This is a genomic window from Flavobacterium cupriresistens (assembly GCF_020911925.1).
Classification (GTDB): Bacteria; Bacteroidota; Bacteroidia; order Flavobacteriales; family Flavobacteriaceae; genus Flavobacterium; species Flavobacterium cupriresistens.
The window spans coordinates 1,540,403-1,556,447 of record NZ_CP087134.1 but is presented as its reverse complement, the minus strand read 5'-3'; the positions used below and the strand labels follow the sequence as shown (position 1 = coordinate 1,556,447).

Below are 16,045 nucleotides of genomic sequence, written 5' to 3'. Positions count from 1 at the left end.
TTGCCTTGCAAAAAAAATAGTTGTGTTGAAAAACAGAACACCTCTTCAAAAAAACGAACATGAAATACTACATAATAGCTGGTGAAGCCTCCGGAGACCTACATGGTTCTAATTTAATGAAAGCCTTATACGAGGAAGATCCTCAGGCCGAAATCAGATTCTGGGGTGGTGACTTAATGCAAAAAGTGGGCGGAACTTTGGTAAAACACTATCGCGAATTGGCTTTTATGGGTTTTGTGGAAGTTATTTTTAATCTAAAAACCATTTTAACCAATATTACTATTTGCAAAAAAGACATTGCCGCTTTTCAACCCGATGTTATTATTTTTATTGATTATCCGGGGTTTAATATGCGTATTGCAAAATGGGCTAAAGCTTTAAATTACAAAACACACTATTATATTTCGCCACAAATCTGGGCCTGGAAAGAAAGCAGAATCAAAGCAATCAAACATGATATTGATAAAATGTTTGTCATTTTGCCTTTTGAAAAAAGCTTTTATGAAGACAAACATCATTTTCCAGTAGCTTTTGTAGGGCATCCGCTGATTGATGCGATTCAGAATCAGCCAGCCTTTGATGAAGCTGTTTTTAGAAAAGAAAATCAATTAAGCGATCGACCAATTATTGCTGTTTTACCGGGAAGTCGTCAGCAGGAAATCACCAAAATGCTAAGTGTAATGCTGAGTGTCGTAGACGATTTTCAAGACTATGAATTTGTAATCGCCGGTGCCCCAAGTCAGGATTTTGGGTTTTACCAGCAATTTATCACCAATAAAAATATCAAATTTATCTCGAATAAAACCTATGCCCTGCTTCGATCATCGACTGCAGCTTTGGTTACCTCGGGTACTGCAACTTTAGAAACGGCTTTGTTTAAAGTTCCTGAAGTCGTTTGTTATAAAGGAAGCAACATTTCGTATCAGATTGCAAAACGCATTATTACCTTAAAATACATCTCTCTGGTCAATTTAATTATGGATCAGGAAGTCGTAACCGAGTTAATTCAGAGTGACTGCAATACGAAACGCATAAAAGAAGAGTTATATAAAATACTGGAACCTGCTTACCGTCAAAAATTGTTGCAAAACTATGATATTTTAGAGCAAAAATTAGGAGGTGTCGGAGCCAGTAAAAAAACAGCAAAACTTATTGTTGCTGATTTAAAACCGCTTTAAAAAATTTTATTTTGAAAAAACTACTCGTTTTACTCTTTTCCGCTCTGCTTTTTGCTTCTTGTAAATCAAGCTCCACTGTAGTAGATAAAAAGGAATCAAAGCGGGAGAACAAATATGCAGTAAAACATTTAGTCGATGTAGCAACGGACAATCTTGGTGTGCGATACAAAGCGGGAGGCACGACTAAAAGTGGTTTTGACTGCTCTGGATTGGTTTATACTGCCTTTCAAACCGAGAATATCTCAATGCCAAGAAGTTCTTATGAGCAATCTAAAATCGGGAAAATTATCCAGTTTAAGGATGCTCAAAAAGGTGATTTGATTTTCTTTAAGACCAACAGAAGCAAACAAATCAATCATGTTGGGCTAATTACGGAGGCTAATTCAAACGAAATAAAATTTGTACATTCTTCTACTTCAAAAGGCGTAATAATCTCCTCCACCAAAGAAGCTTATTATCAAAATTCTTTTGCCCAGATCAACAGGGTTCTCGAATAGTCTTTTATAAATAAAATAACTTTTTTCTTACAAATTTTTAATACTTTTAAAACATGAAAGTATTAGATTTTCCGTTGACTAAAATTACGATTGCCTTTATAATGGGCTTATTGGTTTCTTACTATTGGCTACCTGGCTTTTTAGTAACAACTGTCTCTGTCGTAAGTATTGTAATTCTTTTTTCAATCTTTTATTTTGCATCAAAAAAGAATAAAAAACACCTCGTTTTTTTTGGAATAAGCACCTACTTACTTTCCTTTTGGCTGGGTATCATCAGCTTGCTACTGCATACAAATACACTTCAACAATCTCATTACAGTCATTACCAAAAAGGATTCGAAAAGCCACATACTATGTCTTTTACTTTAGTTGAAAAGCTAAAGGGCAATGTTTACAATGATCGTTATGTTGCCGTTTTAAATCCTATTGAAAACAGCTTTTATCAAGGAAAAATTATTGTAAATATCGAGAAAGACAGTGCTTCAAATAGGTTAATTATTGGAAATACAATTCAAACAAAAGCCACTTTACAGCACCTGGGAACAGTAAAAAATCCCTATCAATTTGATTATGGAACTTATCTGGCCAACAAACAAATATATGCCCAGGTTTTTATTTCTAAATCCGAAATCAGAATTAACAAAAAAGTCAACAGAACTATTTGGTTTTATGCCGCAAAGCTACACTCAAGGATCATTTACAACCTTACTAAAGCGGGTTTAAACAAAACCGAAATGAATGTAGCGATGGCCTTAATTTTAGGTCAGCAACAAGAAATTTCACCCGAAACCCTTAAAGATTATCAATATTCGGGGGCAACACATGTTTTGTCTGTTTCAGGACTGCACGTAGGTTACATTATGTTATTTATTCTTTTTCTTCTGAAACCGATCCCCAATACACGTAAGGGCTCTTTTATAAAGCTAATTACCATTTTGGTGGCGCTAGGTCTTTTTGGTATTATCTCTGGCTTATCACCTCCTGTTTTGCGCTCTGTGGTCATGTTTTCCTTTCTGGCTATCGGGAATCATCTTAGAAGAGGCAGCAACATTTATCACACCTTACTGGTTTCTGTATTGTTAATTTTGTTATTTGAGCCTTATTTTTTATTTGATGCGGGATTTCAATTGAGTTATATTGCCTTATTCTCGATTCTTTGGATACAACCATTATTAAAAGAGATTTGGAAACCCACAACCAAAATCCTGACTTATCTGTGGGAAGCTTTAACGATTTCCTTTGCCGCCCAAATTGGAACATTCCCAATTTGTTTGTATTACTTCCATCAATTTCCTTCTTTATTTTTTGTAACCAATATTCTTATTCTTCCGGTCTTATCTTTTACAATGATTGCCGGAATTGTTGTACTGCTCATTTCTGTCTTTACCGGCTGTCCGATAATCTTTATTCAGATTTTTGAAAAAAGCATATATCTGTTAAATACAATCATACACTATATCGCCTCTTTTGATTTTTTTGTTATTCGCGACATTCGCTTTAATTTTTATTATTTACTTAGTTATTATCTACTGATCATTACGAGCGTTATCTGGTTCAAGAAACCAACTTATAGTAAATTAATCGCCACTATGCTTTCTATAGTTTTTGTTCAGCTGGCCTATATTAGCACCAAAAAAGAGGTCGAAAACAAATCGGAACTAATTGTATATCATATCAAGAAAAAAACCATTATCACCGAGCGAACCGGCCAAAACATTACCCTCTTTGCAAATGATACTCTTTTAGGAAAAGACTCCCTTCAAAAAAATATAAGTTCCTATCTGGTGGGGAGTTTTGGAATACTAAAGTCGATCCGTACAATTAAAAACATCTTCTTTTTTAATTCTAAAAAAATCTTCCTGATTGACAGTAGCGGAGTCTATAAAAAAGCTATTTCGCCTGATGTTCTCCTTCTAATACAATCCCCAAAAATAAATCTGGATCGTGTTTTACTTGACTTAAACCCAAAAATAGTAGTATCGGATGGATCCAACTCTTATTCGATTCAAAAACGTTGGGAAATAAGCTGCTCCAAAAGAAAAATCCCTTTTCACTCTACCGGTGAAAAGGGATTCTATAAATTAAACTAGCCACTACTATCTTTTATTCAGACGGATTCAAAATCGAATCACATTCTGATATCCAGCTTCTGGCTCCGCCGTTTCTATAAGATACTTTTCCGAGCATATCAAACGTTGTTTTGCCATTCCTAATTGCTCCATTGACAATACATACTTGTGGTAACTCAATAATTTCGAAAGCATTTTTTAACCTGACATTTTGCTCTTTGATCAAACTGGAGGAAAAATCAGATAAATCGAGTTTTACTAATATCACATTCTTACGAGACCACTTTTCAAATTCAGGGGTTCCAAACACTTCCTCCTGCAGGTTATCGGATGCGCTCGCGGCCGTAAACAAAATTAACATCGGCCTTCTTTGTTCAGCGCTCAAAGCAATTGCATCGGTCACGTTTGTTGTCCAACCAGCATTTTGAGCGTTCATCAAAAATGTAACTAAAAAAAACAGCAATAAAAGTAGTTTTCTATTCATAAAATTGCATAAATTAAGTTAACAAAAAACCAATTTAGCAAAATTTATCTTAAAAAACAAAAATATAATCACTAGAACCAATTCAAAAGTGATATAAAATATATTTTACTATCGAAGCTATAAGGAATACACGCCCTCACATAAAAACAGTAATTTAAACGACACAAAACAATCCTTAAAGAATAAACCTATTTAAAAAAAAACATCCCTTTTTGCACGTTGGCAAAAAGGGACTCTACAAATTAAATTAAGTAACTTAATTTAAATTTTAGTTATTCACTTGGGTGCAAAATAGAATTCGATTCCGAAATCCAAGATTTTGCTCCTCCCGGTTTATAGGAAATTTTTCCCAGGGCACTAAAAGTTGTTTTATTCTTTCTGATAGAAGCACTAGCGTAGCATACTTGCGGAAAATCATTAACGCCGAAGGCATCTTTCAACTTCATGTTTTGCTCTTTATCAGTATCAGATACATTAACATCTGATAAATCCAATTTTACAAGAATAACATTGTCTCTTGACCACACAGCAAAGTCCGGAGTTCTAAAGATTTCATTTTGCAAATTATTCGGCGCATCGGCTGTCGTGAATAAAATTAACATTGGTTTTTTTTGTTCGTTACTTAATGCAATCGCATCCGTCATATTAGTTTTCCAAACTAAGTTTTGGGATTGCATCGAAAATGAACCTAAAAAAACAAGTAGGATAAGTAATTTTTTAGTCATATCAATAGGCTTGGTTAGATTAGATTGACGAAATTAACATAATATTTTAATTTTCCAATTTTATTAGCACAAAAAACAAACTATTTATTTTTCGCTTCTAAAATAAGTATCATTTTAATAATTAAACCCCCGTTAATACGCCTATTCTAAACAAAAAAAACTCCTTACAACGTACTGTAAGGAGTCTTTAGAAAGCTATTTTTAAAATATCTTTATGATTTTTTCGGATGAACAATTCCTTCGGCTACGGCCAACCAGGCAGTCGGACCTCCGGCAACATATCCGGTATGACCAAGGCCTTTAAAATTAACTTTACCGTCTTTAGATTCAGCGCTGGTAAAATAAATGGTTGGAAAACCTTGTATACCAAATGCTTGTTGCAATTCGTTATTCTGATTTTTTAATTCGGGTGTCTGTGGTGTTCTTCTAGGATAATCTAATTCAACTAAAACAACATTCTGACTTGCCCACTTTGAAAATTCAGCCGTTTTTAAAACTTCATTTTGCAGTCGGATACACCATCCACACCAATCGCTTCCTGTAAAAAACAGTAACATTGGTTTGTTTTCTTTATTACTTATTGCAATGGCTTCTTTTACATCTGTATGCCATTTCAACTCTTGAGCCTGGGCAACAAATGCTCCAACCAAAAAGAAAGCTATTAAAAATATTTTTTTCATGTTGTTTATTTTTAACAAATTTAAACAAAATTTGCAATGCAAAATGTCATCTACTTTACTTCTTGCATTAATTTCTTAATTAATGGTGTCGTAACGATTAAAACGATACCGGCAATTAAGGAATAGATTGCCAATTGATAGTATCCGTCTGTATAAGCAATAAGTTTTGACATTAATGTCGTTCCTGTATTGGCATTTGACATTTCTGACCCCAGTTTTCCTGCAGCAAATTGACCAAATGCACTTGATAAAAACCATAAACCCATCATCATACCAAACAATCTTTTTGGTGACAATTTGGTAATTACCGACATTCCGATTGGTCCTATACACAATTCTCCTAGTGTATATACCAGATATCCTAAGGCAAATACGTCTAAAGAACTTAATCCGTTTACATCTACAAAAAATCTTGCGCTATAAAAAACGAAGAATCCGGCAGCTAAAAGGATAAAGGAAAGTCCGAATTTAACAACTGTATTTGGTTCTATTTTTCTTTTGTAAAGAAAGATCCATAACAATCCCACTAAAGGACTAAAAATAATTACATATAATGAATTAATACTATTGTTAACCACATTGGGGTCAATAGTAAAAAACAACAATTTATTGGTCAAATTATCTTTTGCAAATAAAGACAAAGATCCTCCGGATTGCTCAGAAATAGCCATGAACATAAAATATCCGAAGATAAAAACAAACGCAGCCAATAATTTATACTGTTGCTTTCTGTCTTTAATTCTTAGTAATTCGAATAAAAAATACGACAATGCAACCACACCAATAGTGTACATAAAGTATTCTGTAAAATCAGAATTAATTACCATTATATAAACCAATGGTATCACTAGTAATGAACCTACATATACTGCGATCTCATAAAGATTACGTTTTTTAGGTTCGTGATTCTCAAGAGGTGAATTTCCAATTGGTGCCAAATGTTTTTTGGTCAAAAGAAAAGTAATAACTCCAATAATCATTACAATCGCAGCAGACAGGAAGCACAAACTCCAAGAGTAATTTTTACCTAAGTAAATCGGAATCGCTCCTCCTAACATTCCACCAATATTGATTCCGGCATAGAACATTCCGTATCCGGCGTCTCTTCTACCATCATTTTCATGATACAACTCTCCTACCATCGACGATACGTTTGGTTTAAAGAAACCGGTTCCAATAATCGAAAGTGTTATCCCATAATAGAAAAAATCATGGGGTGAAGCTGCAATAAGTAAATTACCTAAAATCATTACTATTCCTCCGAATAGTAATGATTTTTTAAATCCTAAAATTTTGTCGGCGAAAATTCCTCCGATGAAAGTGAAAGCATAAACAAAAGCCTGAATCGCTCCGTATTGCAGATTCGCTTTTCCTTCCAGTAAACCTAATTGGTCTACCATAAAGAATGCTAAAACTCCTCTCATTCCGTAGAAACAGAAACGCTCCCACATTTCAACCAAAAACAAATACCATAATTGCTTTGGATACTTGCCTTTAAAATTCTGTATTTCTTCTAAAGTGATATTTTTTTCCATTTTATCTAACACCATGCATCATTTTTTTCAAAAATGGAGTCAGTGCAAACAATACAACTGCAGCGATACCTGTTAGCACAACAAATACCATGAAAAACTCGTATAAATTATGAATTTCAAATCCTGCAAAAAAGTGATTTGCTGCACTAATTTGATGTTTTTCTAAAAGGACTATTTGTTCTGCTGTAGGTGTTATCGTTTTATCTAAAACAGCCTGAAGATCTATACCTAATTCTTTTGCTTTGGCAAACTTATCACCCGTTGCAGGCAAAATAGAGCCTAAAGTTCCTCCTAAAGCGTAACCTGATGCATTAGACAAGAAAAACACACCATACAATAAAGAAGCAAATCGTTTTGGAGCCAATTTACCTACTAAAGATAAACCGATAGGAGACAAACATAATTCGGCACATGTATTTAAAAAATACAATAAGATCAACCATTTAACCAATAATAATCCTGAAGTTCCAATATAAGAAACCTGTGTCGCGATCATAAAGAAACTAATCGATATTATCACTAGACCTACCGCTAATTTTACAGGAGAGATTGGTTCTTTACTATTGGCTCTTAATGTATCCCATAATATACTGAACGGTACCGCCAATAAAACTACAAACATTCCGTTAAAAATCTGAACCATTGACGGAGGCATTTGCCAGCCAAAGAAATTTCTGTCGGTTTGATTATCTGCAATAAAAGTCAATGATGAACCCGCTTGTTCAAAAGCTGCCCAGAAGAAAATAATAAAAAAGGAAACAATATAAATTACAAATATCCTGTCTCTTTCAATCTTAGTTAAAGAAGTATCCGAAATAATTAATCCTGCCAATGATAAACCACTCGAGTAAATCAAAGTATAAATCAGATTCTGACCTACCACATAGTGAAAAAAGAATCCTAAAGCAACAAAAGCAACTCCTGCAGTTGCAAGGGCTTTGTTAGAGAAATTAGCTTTTTGCGCTTCTCCTTCTTCAAAATCAGAAGCATCATTTTTAGAAGGTAAACCTCCTAGTGGTTTTCCTTCAGGAGAAACCACATATTTATTTTTTAAAAAGTAAAAAACTATAGTCCCGATAAACATGGCTGCAGAAGCTGCCAGGAAACCCCATCTGAAAGCATGAATATCTCTAATACCTCCAGCGTCTTTTACATCTCCTAATAAAGGACAAATAGACTGACCTAAAAAGGCTCCGATATTAATACCCATGTAGAAAATAGTAAAAGCACTATCTAATTTTGTTTTTTCCTGTTTTGGATACAAACTCCCCACCATACTTGAGATATTTGGTTTGAAGAATCCATTACCAAACACAATAACTCCTAATGCAGAGTACATAACTATTTTTGCAAGATCAATATGCTCCCCAAAAATACTTCCGCTGGTAAACAACAACAATTGTCCGATTGCCATTAATAATCCTCCTAACAGGATACAGTTTCTGTTCCCCAAAAAACGATCGGCAACGAAACCTCCTAACATTGGAGTTAAATAACAAAGTCCAAGAAAACCACCATAAATCAACGAGGCTTCTTCTTCCTTCATTAATAAAGAGTTAACAAGAAATAAAGTTAATAAAGCTCGCATTCCATAAAAATTGAACCGCTCCCACATCTCCGTTCCAAACAATACCCAAAGTCCTTTTGGATGCGCCGATTTTACTTGTTTCTCTCCCATATTATTTATTATTTTTTTTAAGGTTATAAAGTTATTCTATAAATTTTCTTTGATAAAGTTAGTCATTTTAGTATAAAGATGAATTCTCGTTTCTGTACCCAGAATATGATGGTCTTTGTCCGGATAAATCTCAGAATCAAATTGTTTGTTAGCCTGAATTAATGCTTCCATCATTTGCATTGAATTTTGCAGATGCACATTATCATCACCTGATCCGTGTATCAACAGAAACTTCCCTTTTAATTTGTCCACATAATTTATTGGAGAATTCTGATCATAGCCACTTTCATTTTCCTGAGGAGTCTGCAGGTATCTTTCTGTATAAACGCTGTCGTAAAAACGCCAGTTGGTTACCGGAGCAACAGCAATTGCCATTTTGAAAACATCATTCCCCTGAAAAATACAATTTGAAGCCATAAATCCACCATAACTCCATCCGAACATTCCGATTCTTGAAGCATCAACATACGGATACGTTCCAAGTACTTTCGCAGCATCGATCTGATCTTCTACTTCGTATTTTCCTAATTCTTTTTGTGTTACTTTTTTGAAATCAGCACCTTTAAAACCAGTTCCTCGACCATCAACACAAACTACAATATAGCCTTGTTGTGTAAGGGATATAAACCAATAATCATCTTTATTGTTCCAATCATTATTTACTTGTTGAGAACCCGGACCAGAATACTGGTACATAAAAACAGGATATTTTTTGGAAGGATCAAAATCTTTTGGCTTTAATATCCAGGTATTTAATTCAATTCCTTTTGCAGTTTTTAAAACAAAGAATTCTTTAACCGGCAAATTATAAGCTACCAATTTATCAGAAAGCGCCTTATTGTTCTCAATCACCTGAATCTCTTTACCCGTTTTTGCTTCGTTTAAAGTATACGTAGTTGGCTGAGCAGCACTAGAGAATGTATTGATAAAGTATTGGAAGTTTGGACTAAAAGTCGCTGCGTTTGTTCCTGTAGTTTTAGCCAGCGCAATTTTGTTTTTTCCGTCTAATGAGATGCGGTAAATTGCTCTGTTAATAGAACCATTTTCAGTAGATTGATAGAAAATAGTTTTTGTTTTTTCGTCGAAACCGTAGTATGAAGTTACTTCCCAGTTTCCTTTTGTAACCTGATTTTTTAATTTTCCGGTTTTGTCATATAAATAAATATGATTGAATCCGTCTTTTTCGCTTGTCCAGATAAAGCTGTTGTCTTTTAAAAAAGTCAAATTATCTGTAATATCAACGTATGCTTTGTCTTTCTCATTCAAAACCACTTTTGCAACGGCAGTTGTCCCATCAACAAATAACAAATCCAGATTGTCCTGATGACGGTTTAAGACCTGTGCAGAGAGTACATTACTATCATTGGTCCATTTTAACCTTGGAATATAAAAATCATTGTAATTTCCAAGATCTACTTTTTTGGTTGCATTTGCGGCAGCATCATAAATATGTAAGGAAACTGCTGAATTCTTCTCTCCTGCTTTCGGATATTTGAAGGTTTCAATTTTCGGATACAGGTCTTTATGATACATTGCCATTGAGAACTCAGGAACTGCACTTTCATCAAAGCGAATGTATGCTAGTTTTTTGCTGTCCTGACTCCAGTCGAATGCTCTTACAAAAGCAAATTCTTCTTCATAAACCCAGTCCGTAATACCATTAATGACTGCATTCTTCTTACCATCTGTCGTTACTGCTGTTATTTTTTTTGAAGTAACATCGTACACATATAAATTATTTTCCTTTGCATAGGCAATTTTAGTTCCATCAGGAGAGAACGTTGGTTCCTGAACCTGAAAATCGAAAAGCTTTGTTAAGGATTTTGAAGTAATATCGTACAAAAAATAATCTGCGATAAAGGAGTGTCGGAAAATCTGTCTGGAGTTGCAGGCAATCAAAATCTTTTTTTCAGAAGAATCGAAAGTGTAACTGTCTATTTTACCAGCTAGCGCTGCGTGATTTTTTGTGTCAATTAAATTGGATACTTTTTTAAGCGTAGCAAAATCATATAAATCGATCTCCATGCTCCCACTTGCCTCATCAGCATTCAATACGGTATACTGGTTTGTGTTTTTCAAGGATTGTAATTTGTCCATTCCTTTGGCCTGAAAAACGCCATGATAAATATTTTCAACAGTGACTTTTTGCTGACCAAAAACAGTCGTAACCAGTAACAATAGTATGACCGTAATTCTACTTGTATTCATTCGTATTATTTTAAAATATAAAAAAGAGCCCAATTTTAGTAAAAAAAATAAACATAATGCCCATTATAAGTGTTAAATGTTAAAAAAAATAACGATTGCGTACTTTCGGATTTTCATTTATAGATTGCAAACAAACCTCTTAAATTGGTATATTTGCCGCAATATTACTATTTAATCTACTGAGAATGAACAACGCCGTTGCCGGATTTTCAAAATTATCCAAAAATGAAAAAATAAACTGGATTGCAAACACCTATTTTTCGACTCCCGACGAGGCTCTTAAAATAATAAGAAATTACTGGAATTCAGACCACAAGCTCCAACAACTGCACGATGAATTCATAGAAAACACCATCACTAATTTATATATTCCGCTTGGAGTTGCTCCTAACTTTTTAATCAACGGGACGTACAAAACAATCCCAATGGCTATTGAAGAAAGTTCTGTGGTAGCCGCTGCTTCAAAAGCTGCCAAATTCTGGGCCACACGTGGTGGATTTAAGGCAACCGTAATGAATACTGAAAAAATTGGACAGGTTCATTTTACATTCAACGGAGATGCTGAAAAATTACAGTTGTTCTTCGATCAAATCAAACCTAAATTTTTCTCAGACACGCAAAGCATTACCAAAAATATGCAACAGCGCGGAGGAGGAATTCTCGATATTCAATTAAGAGACAAAAGAAATTTACTTGACAATTATTTCCAACTGCATGCTACTTTTGAAACCAAAGACAGTATGGGAGCCAATTTCATTAATTCTTGTCTGGAACAATTTGCGACAACTTTAAAAGAAGAAGCTCAAAATTCTGATTTATTTGCCGAAAATGAAACTCTTCAGGTTGTCATGAGTATTTTATCTAATTATGTACCAAACTGTGTTGTCAGAGCCGAGGTTTCTTGCCCGGTTGAAGACTTAACTGAGAAACACATTTCAAATCCGCAGGAATTTGCAGAACGTTTTGTACAAGCTGTTCAAATTGCAGAAGTGGAGCCATTTAGAGCCGTAACCCATAATAAAGGTATTATGAATGGTGTTGATGCGGTAATTCTGGCGACAGGAAATGACTTTAGAGCAGTAGAAGCCGGCATTCATGCTTATGCCTCCAGAAATGGTCAGTATTCGAGTTTATCACATGCCAAAATCGAAAATGGAATATTTACTTTTTGGCTTGAAATTCCACTTGCACTGGGCACTGTTGGCGGACTAACCTCCTTACATCCTTTAGTAAAATTGTGTTTAGAGGTGCTTCAAAAACCTTCTGCAAGAGAACTAATGGAAGTAGTCGCCGTTGCAGGTCTGGCACAAAATTTTGCCGCATTACGCTCGCTAACAACAAACGGAATTCAGGCAGGCCATATGAAAATGCACCTAAATAATATTATCAACCAATTTGAAGCCACCGAAGAAGAGCGTCATTTGATTAAAACGCACTTTAAGACCAATGCAATTTCTCACAGTGCTGTGGTTGAATTTATAGAAAATTTACGAAAATAATCAGAAGTTACTCTCGTGTTTGTTGTCCTTTTATACTCCTCAAATTTTTTGAGGAATATAAAAAAAACATTGTACCGGAGTCAAAAGAGACAGAATGAAAACAACCTTTTACAGTAACGGCAAACTCTTAATTACGGGTGAATATCTGGTTTTGGATGGTGCCAAAGCTTTTGCGCTGCCAACAAAATTTGAACAAAATTTAGTCGTAGAAGATGGAACAAACAAGGAAATTAAATGGAAAAGTTACGATTTTGACCATCAGATTTGGTTTGAAGATTGTATCTCTTTTTCAGATATTATAAACAATCCAATTGCACAAATTGAGACTGTAAAAACGACCTTAATTACGATTTTGCATGAGGCTTATCTCTTAAATCCTGACTTTATTAATCAAGCTCAGGGTTACCATATTACAACGCAGCTTACATTTCCTAAAAACTGGGGATTAGGCACTTCTTCTACCTTATTGAACAATATCGCTCAATGGACCAAAATAGATGCTTTTACGCTACTTAAAAACAGTTTTGGAGGTAGTGGTTACGATATTGCCTGCGCACAACACAATACTCCGATTATTTACCGTCTGGAACAAAATGTACCTGTAGTAGAGCCTGTAACTTTTAATCCGGATTTTACTCAGAATTTATTCTTTGTTTACCTTAATAAAAAACAAAGCAGTAAAACAGCCATAAACGCATACTACAATAATAAAAATCAAAATTTAGCCAACAGCATTACCGAGAATAACAAAATCACGCAGGCGGCCTTAAAGGCAAAAACCTTAACCGAATTTGCTTACGCCTTAGAAAAACATGAAACACACTTAAGTAATATCTTAGAATTGGAAACCATAAAAGAAATTGCTTTTCCTGATTTTAATGGTGTCGTAAAAAGCCTTGGTGCATGGGGTGGCGATTTTGTATTGGTGATTTCAAAAGAAAACCCAAAGGAGTATTTTGCTTCAAAAGGATATGAAACCATTCTTACTTATGCGGAAATGATATTGTAAAATGACACAGTATTACGCAACAATTTAAAAATCATTTGATTATAACATACCAAAAGGAAGCAATCTCGCTGTTTGAGATTGCTTCCTTTTTATTTACAAACACTTTTAAAAAGTTAAATCCAGAAGTACCTTCTTTACAGTAACTTCCTAATTGATTCAGCGAGTTTATATCAAAATCTTCGCTCCCTTGGTAATTTCTTACTTAAAAAATGTGTTTTTCTTCGAAGTGTAACCAGTTGCATTAGCGAAGCATCAATCCTTATTTCTTGCAATTCTGTCCTCACAACTAAGGAAAACAATAAGCAAAAAAAAAGCCATCTCTAATTTTAGCAGAGATGGCTTTTTTAATTATTTTGATAGACCTAGTAGTTAAACTGTAATCTGTTGTCTTCGATTTTAGCATTGTTTTTTAACGCTGGTAAAATTCTGCTTGCATCAGATGCGCTTTGTGCTTTTACCTTTTCGATGTAAGGAGCATGACTTGCAATCGCCGGAGCTTTTACAGTACTAACATTCTTCACTACATAAACTCCTGTATTTCCTTCAATTGGAGCAGAAATTTTATTTGCAGCTAAAGCAAATGCATTACCAACAACTTTTGGCTCTTGTCCAACTCCACCAGGTAAAACTGGATTATCCATAGTTACATTAGCAGCTTGTTGAACAGCAACACCAGCACTTTTAGCAACTGCTTCAAGACTAGATCCTGTCATTTTAGCTTTTAGCATTTCTGCTTTTTTCTTGTTTTTCAAGATTGGCTCTACATAAGGTCTTGCAGCAACTACAGATACCAAACCTGATTTGTTTTCGCTTTTATATTGAGCAATTACGTGACCAATATTAGCGATTTCAAAACGCTTAACATCATTTTTATCTGTTTCTTTATCAAATGCCCATCTTATAATGTTACGTTGATTTCCTAATGAACCAAATGCTTCGTCCATTGCTTTTGCAGTTACAGGAGGAGCTACTTTTAATCCTAATTCTTTTGCTGTTGCATTAAAATCATTCTTAGCAGCATCCATTTCAAATTTAGTTGCCAAAGTAAATACTTTATCAGAAGTTACCTCAGATGGTTCGATTTTTTGAGCTATTGTAGCTAAACGAATTCCGTCTTGTTTGTCTGTGATTTTGATAATATGAAATCCAAAAGGAGTTTCTACTAAACCAACTTTTCCAATTCCGTTACTGAATACAAAATCATTGAAAGGTTTTACCATTTGGTTTGGACCAAAATATCCTAAATCACCACCTTGTTGTGCAGATGAATCATCAGAACTTGTAAAAGCCAACATCATGAAACTATCCGGATTAGCCTGAACCTGAGCTAGAATTTCTTCAGCTTTAGCTTTTGCTTCTTCTTTCGTTCTTTTCTCTTTTGTATTTGGCGTTTGAGAACCTGTATATCCAATTAAAATATGGCTTGCTTTTGCATTAACTCCTGCTTTAAATCCAAGAGATTTAGAAATACAGTAGTATTTACCAAAAACGTAAGGTCCGTAGATTTGACCCGGAGCTAAAGAAAACAATTTATCTGCATCAACTGCAGGCAAGTTATTTTTAGCAACATAAGTAGAATCGTAAGGAACATCAGAATTTGAATTTACAAATTCAGCAATGTTAGTTGCATTTCTGAAACCTGGCAAAGTATCGTTTTTACCTGTTTTTGCATTGTAAACAACACTTCCTGATAACAACGCAGTAATCTTAGCTTTAATTTCAGCTTCGTCTTCTTTTGAAGCTTTATCTTCAACTAAAACATATTGAATTTCACGAGTATCATCCGCTTTGAATTTTTTCTCGTTTTTCTTCATGTAGTCCACAATTTCTGAATCAGAAATTTTCACTTCACTATCTTTAATAGAAGAATACAATCCGGCAACATAAGCAAAATTTACTTTGTTCGCTTCCATTTCGTATTTCAACTTTCCTTCACTAGCAGTTGTGTAAAGTCCTGATTTTACTAATGTATTGTAGATTTGAAATTTTGCATTTAATGTAGCATCTTTCTCTTTATCTGCAATATATTGTTTTGCTTCAGGATTTGATTTAAAGTACTCTTTGAATTTAACGATATCAAACATACCAGCTGCATTTAAGAACATTGGGTTTTTACCAATATTCGGATCAGCTTTCAGAACTTCAATTAAGTGTTTTTCACCTACTCTCAATCCTAATTTTTCAAACTGAGTTGATAATAATGCGATTGAAACCTCTTGGTCCCAAACTCTGTTAGCAGCTTCGGTAGAAGAAATTCCCTGACCACTTTTTTCAACATTACTAACTTTAACTCTAAAGTCTTCAAATGAAATGTCTTTTCCATCGATACTTCCTACATCTTTCGAACTTTGACCGAAAGTCCCTCTGGTGAATAGATCTTGTATTATAAATGCAAATAATGCAAGTGCAATAACTCCTATTAATAAAGCGGAACGCTGTCTAATTTTTGCTAAAACTGCCATTTTTATTATCGTTAATTTTAT

The 16,045-nt window shown here is 34.4% G+C and carries 12 protein-coding genes; 5 read left to right on the top strand and 7 right to left on the bottom strand.

What is annotated here, in order from left to right; genetic code table 11:
* The first annotated feature begins 59 nt into the window (after window positions 1-59).
* Genes lpxB through LNP23_RS07000 form a run of 3 tightly spaced genes read left to right on the top strand, consistent with a single transcriptional unit; the run spans window position 60 to window position 3,765 of the window.
* Window positions 60-1,178, top strand: coding sequence for a lipid-A-disaccharide synthase (gene lpxB, locus LNP23_RS07010; RefSeq protein WP_230004398.1), 1,119 nt, complete (start codon window positions 60-62; stop codon window positions 1,176-1,178).
* An 11-nt stretch (window positions 1,179-1,189) separates the two neighbouring features.
* Complete coding sequence (locus LNP23_RS07005; protein WP_230004397.1) at window positions 1,190-1,675, top strand: C40 family peptidase; 486 nt, start codon at window positions 1,190-1,192, stop codon at window positions 1,673-1,675.
* Between the two features lie 53 nt (window positions 1,676-1,728).
* Window positions 1,729-3,765, top strand: a complete 2,037-nt coding sequence (locus LNP23_RS07000; protein ID WP_230004396.1) for a ComEC/Rec2 family competence protein — start codon at window positions 1,729-1,731, stop codon at window positions 3,763-3,765.
* Between the two features lie 13 nt (window positions 3,766-3,778).
* Here LNP23_RS07000 and LNP23_RS06995 read toward each other — a convergent pair whose 3' ends face one another.
* From LNP23_RS06995 to LNP23_RS06970, 6 genes are all read right to left on the bottom strand, one after another.
* Entirely contained in the window at window positions 3,779-4,228 is a 450-nt protein-coding gene (locus LNP23_RS06995) for a thioredoxin domain-containing protein (RefSeq protein ID WP_047772742.1), read from the bottom strand.
* 272 nt (window positions 4,229-4,500) lie between these two features.
* Window positions 4,501-4,953, bottom strand: a complete 453-nt coding sequence (locus LNP23_RS06990; protein ID WP_047772740.1) for a thioredoxin domain-containing protein — start codon at window positions 4,951-4,953, stop codon at window positions 4,501-4,503.
* 212 nt (window positions 4,954-5,165) lie between these two features.
* A complete protein-coding gene (locus LNP23_RS06985; protein WP_047772739.1) occupies window positions 5,166-5,633 on the bottom strand; it encodes a thioredoxin family protein in 468 nt (155 codons plus the stop codon).
* 50 nt (window positions 5,634-5,683) lie between these two features.
* A complete protein-coding gene (locus LNP23_RS06980; protein WP_047773244.1) occupies window positions 5,684-7,168 on the bottom strand; it encodes a peptide MFS transporter in 1,485 nt (494 codons plus the stop codon).
* A gap of 1 nt (window position 7,169) precedes the next feature.
* Window positions 7,170-8,846 (bottom strand): peptide MFS transporter, encoded by a 1,677-nt coding sequence (locus LNP23_RS06975; RefSeq protein WP_230004395.1) that lies wholly within the window; start codon window positions 8,844-8,846, stop codon window positions 7,170-7,172.
* 36 nt (window positions 8,847-8,882) lie between these two features.
* Entirely contained in the window at window positions 8,883-11,054 is a 2,172-nt protein-coding gene (locus LNP23_RS06970; protein WP_230004394.1) for a S9 family peptidase, read from the bottom strand.
* Between the two features lie 185 nt (window positions 11,055-11,239).
* Between LNP23_RS06970 and LNP23_RS06965 the strand changes: the two genes are divergently transcribed.
* Together LNP23_RS06965 and LNP23_RS06960 are read left to right on the top strand one after the other, a co-directional pair.
* A complete protein-coding gene (locus LNP23_RS06965) occupies window positions 11,240-12,553 on the top strand; it encodes a hydroxymethylglutaryl-CoA reductase, degradative (protein WP_230004393.1) in 1,314 nt (437 codons plus the stop codon).
* A gap of 94 nt (window positions 12,554-12,647) precedes the next feature.
* Window positions 12,648-13,562 (top strand): GYDIA family GHMP kinase, encoded by a 915-nt coding sequence (locus LNP23_RS06960; RefSeq protein WP_230004392.1) that lies wholly within the window; start codon window positions 12,648-12,650, stop codon window positions 13,560-13,562.
* A 362-nt stretch (window positions 13,563-13,924) separates the two neighbouring features.
* Here LNP23_RS06960 and LNP23_RS06955 read toward each other — a convergent pair whose 3' ends face one another.
* Complete coding sequence (locus LNP23_RS06955; protein WP_047772730.1) at window positions 13,925-16,024, bottom strand: peptidylprolyl isomerase; 2,100 nt, start codon at window positions 16,022-16,024, stop codon at window positions 13,925-13,927.
* Between the last annotated feature and the right edge of the window lie 21 nt (window positions 16,025-16,045).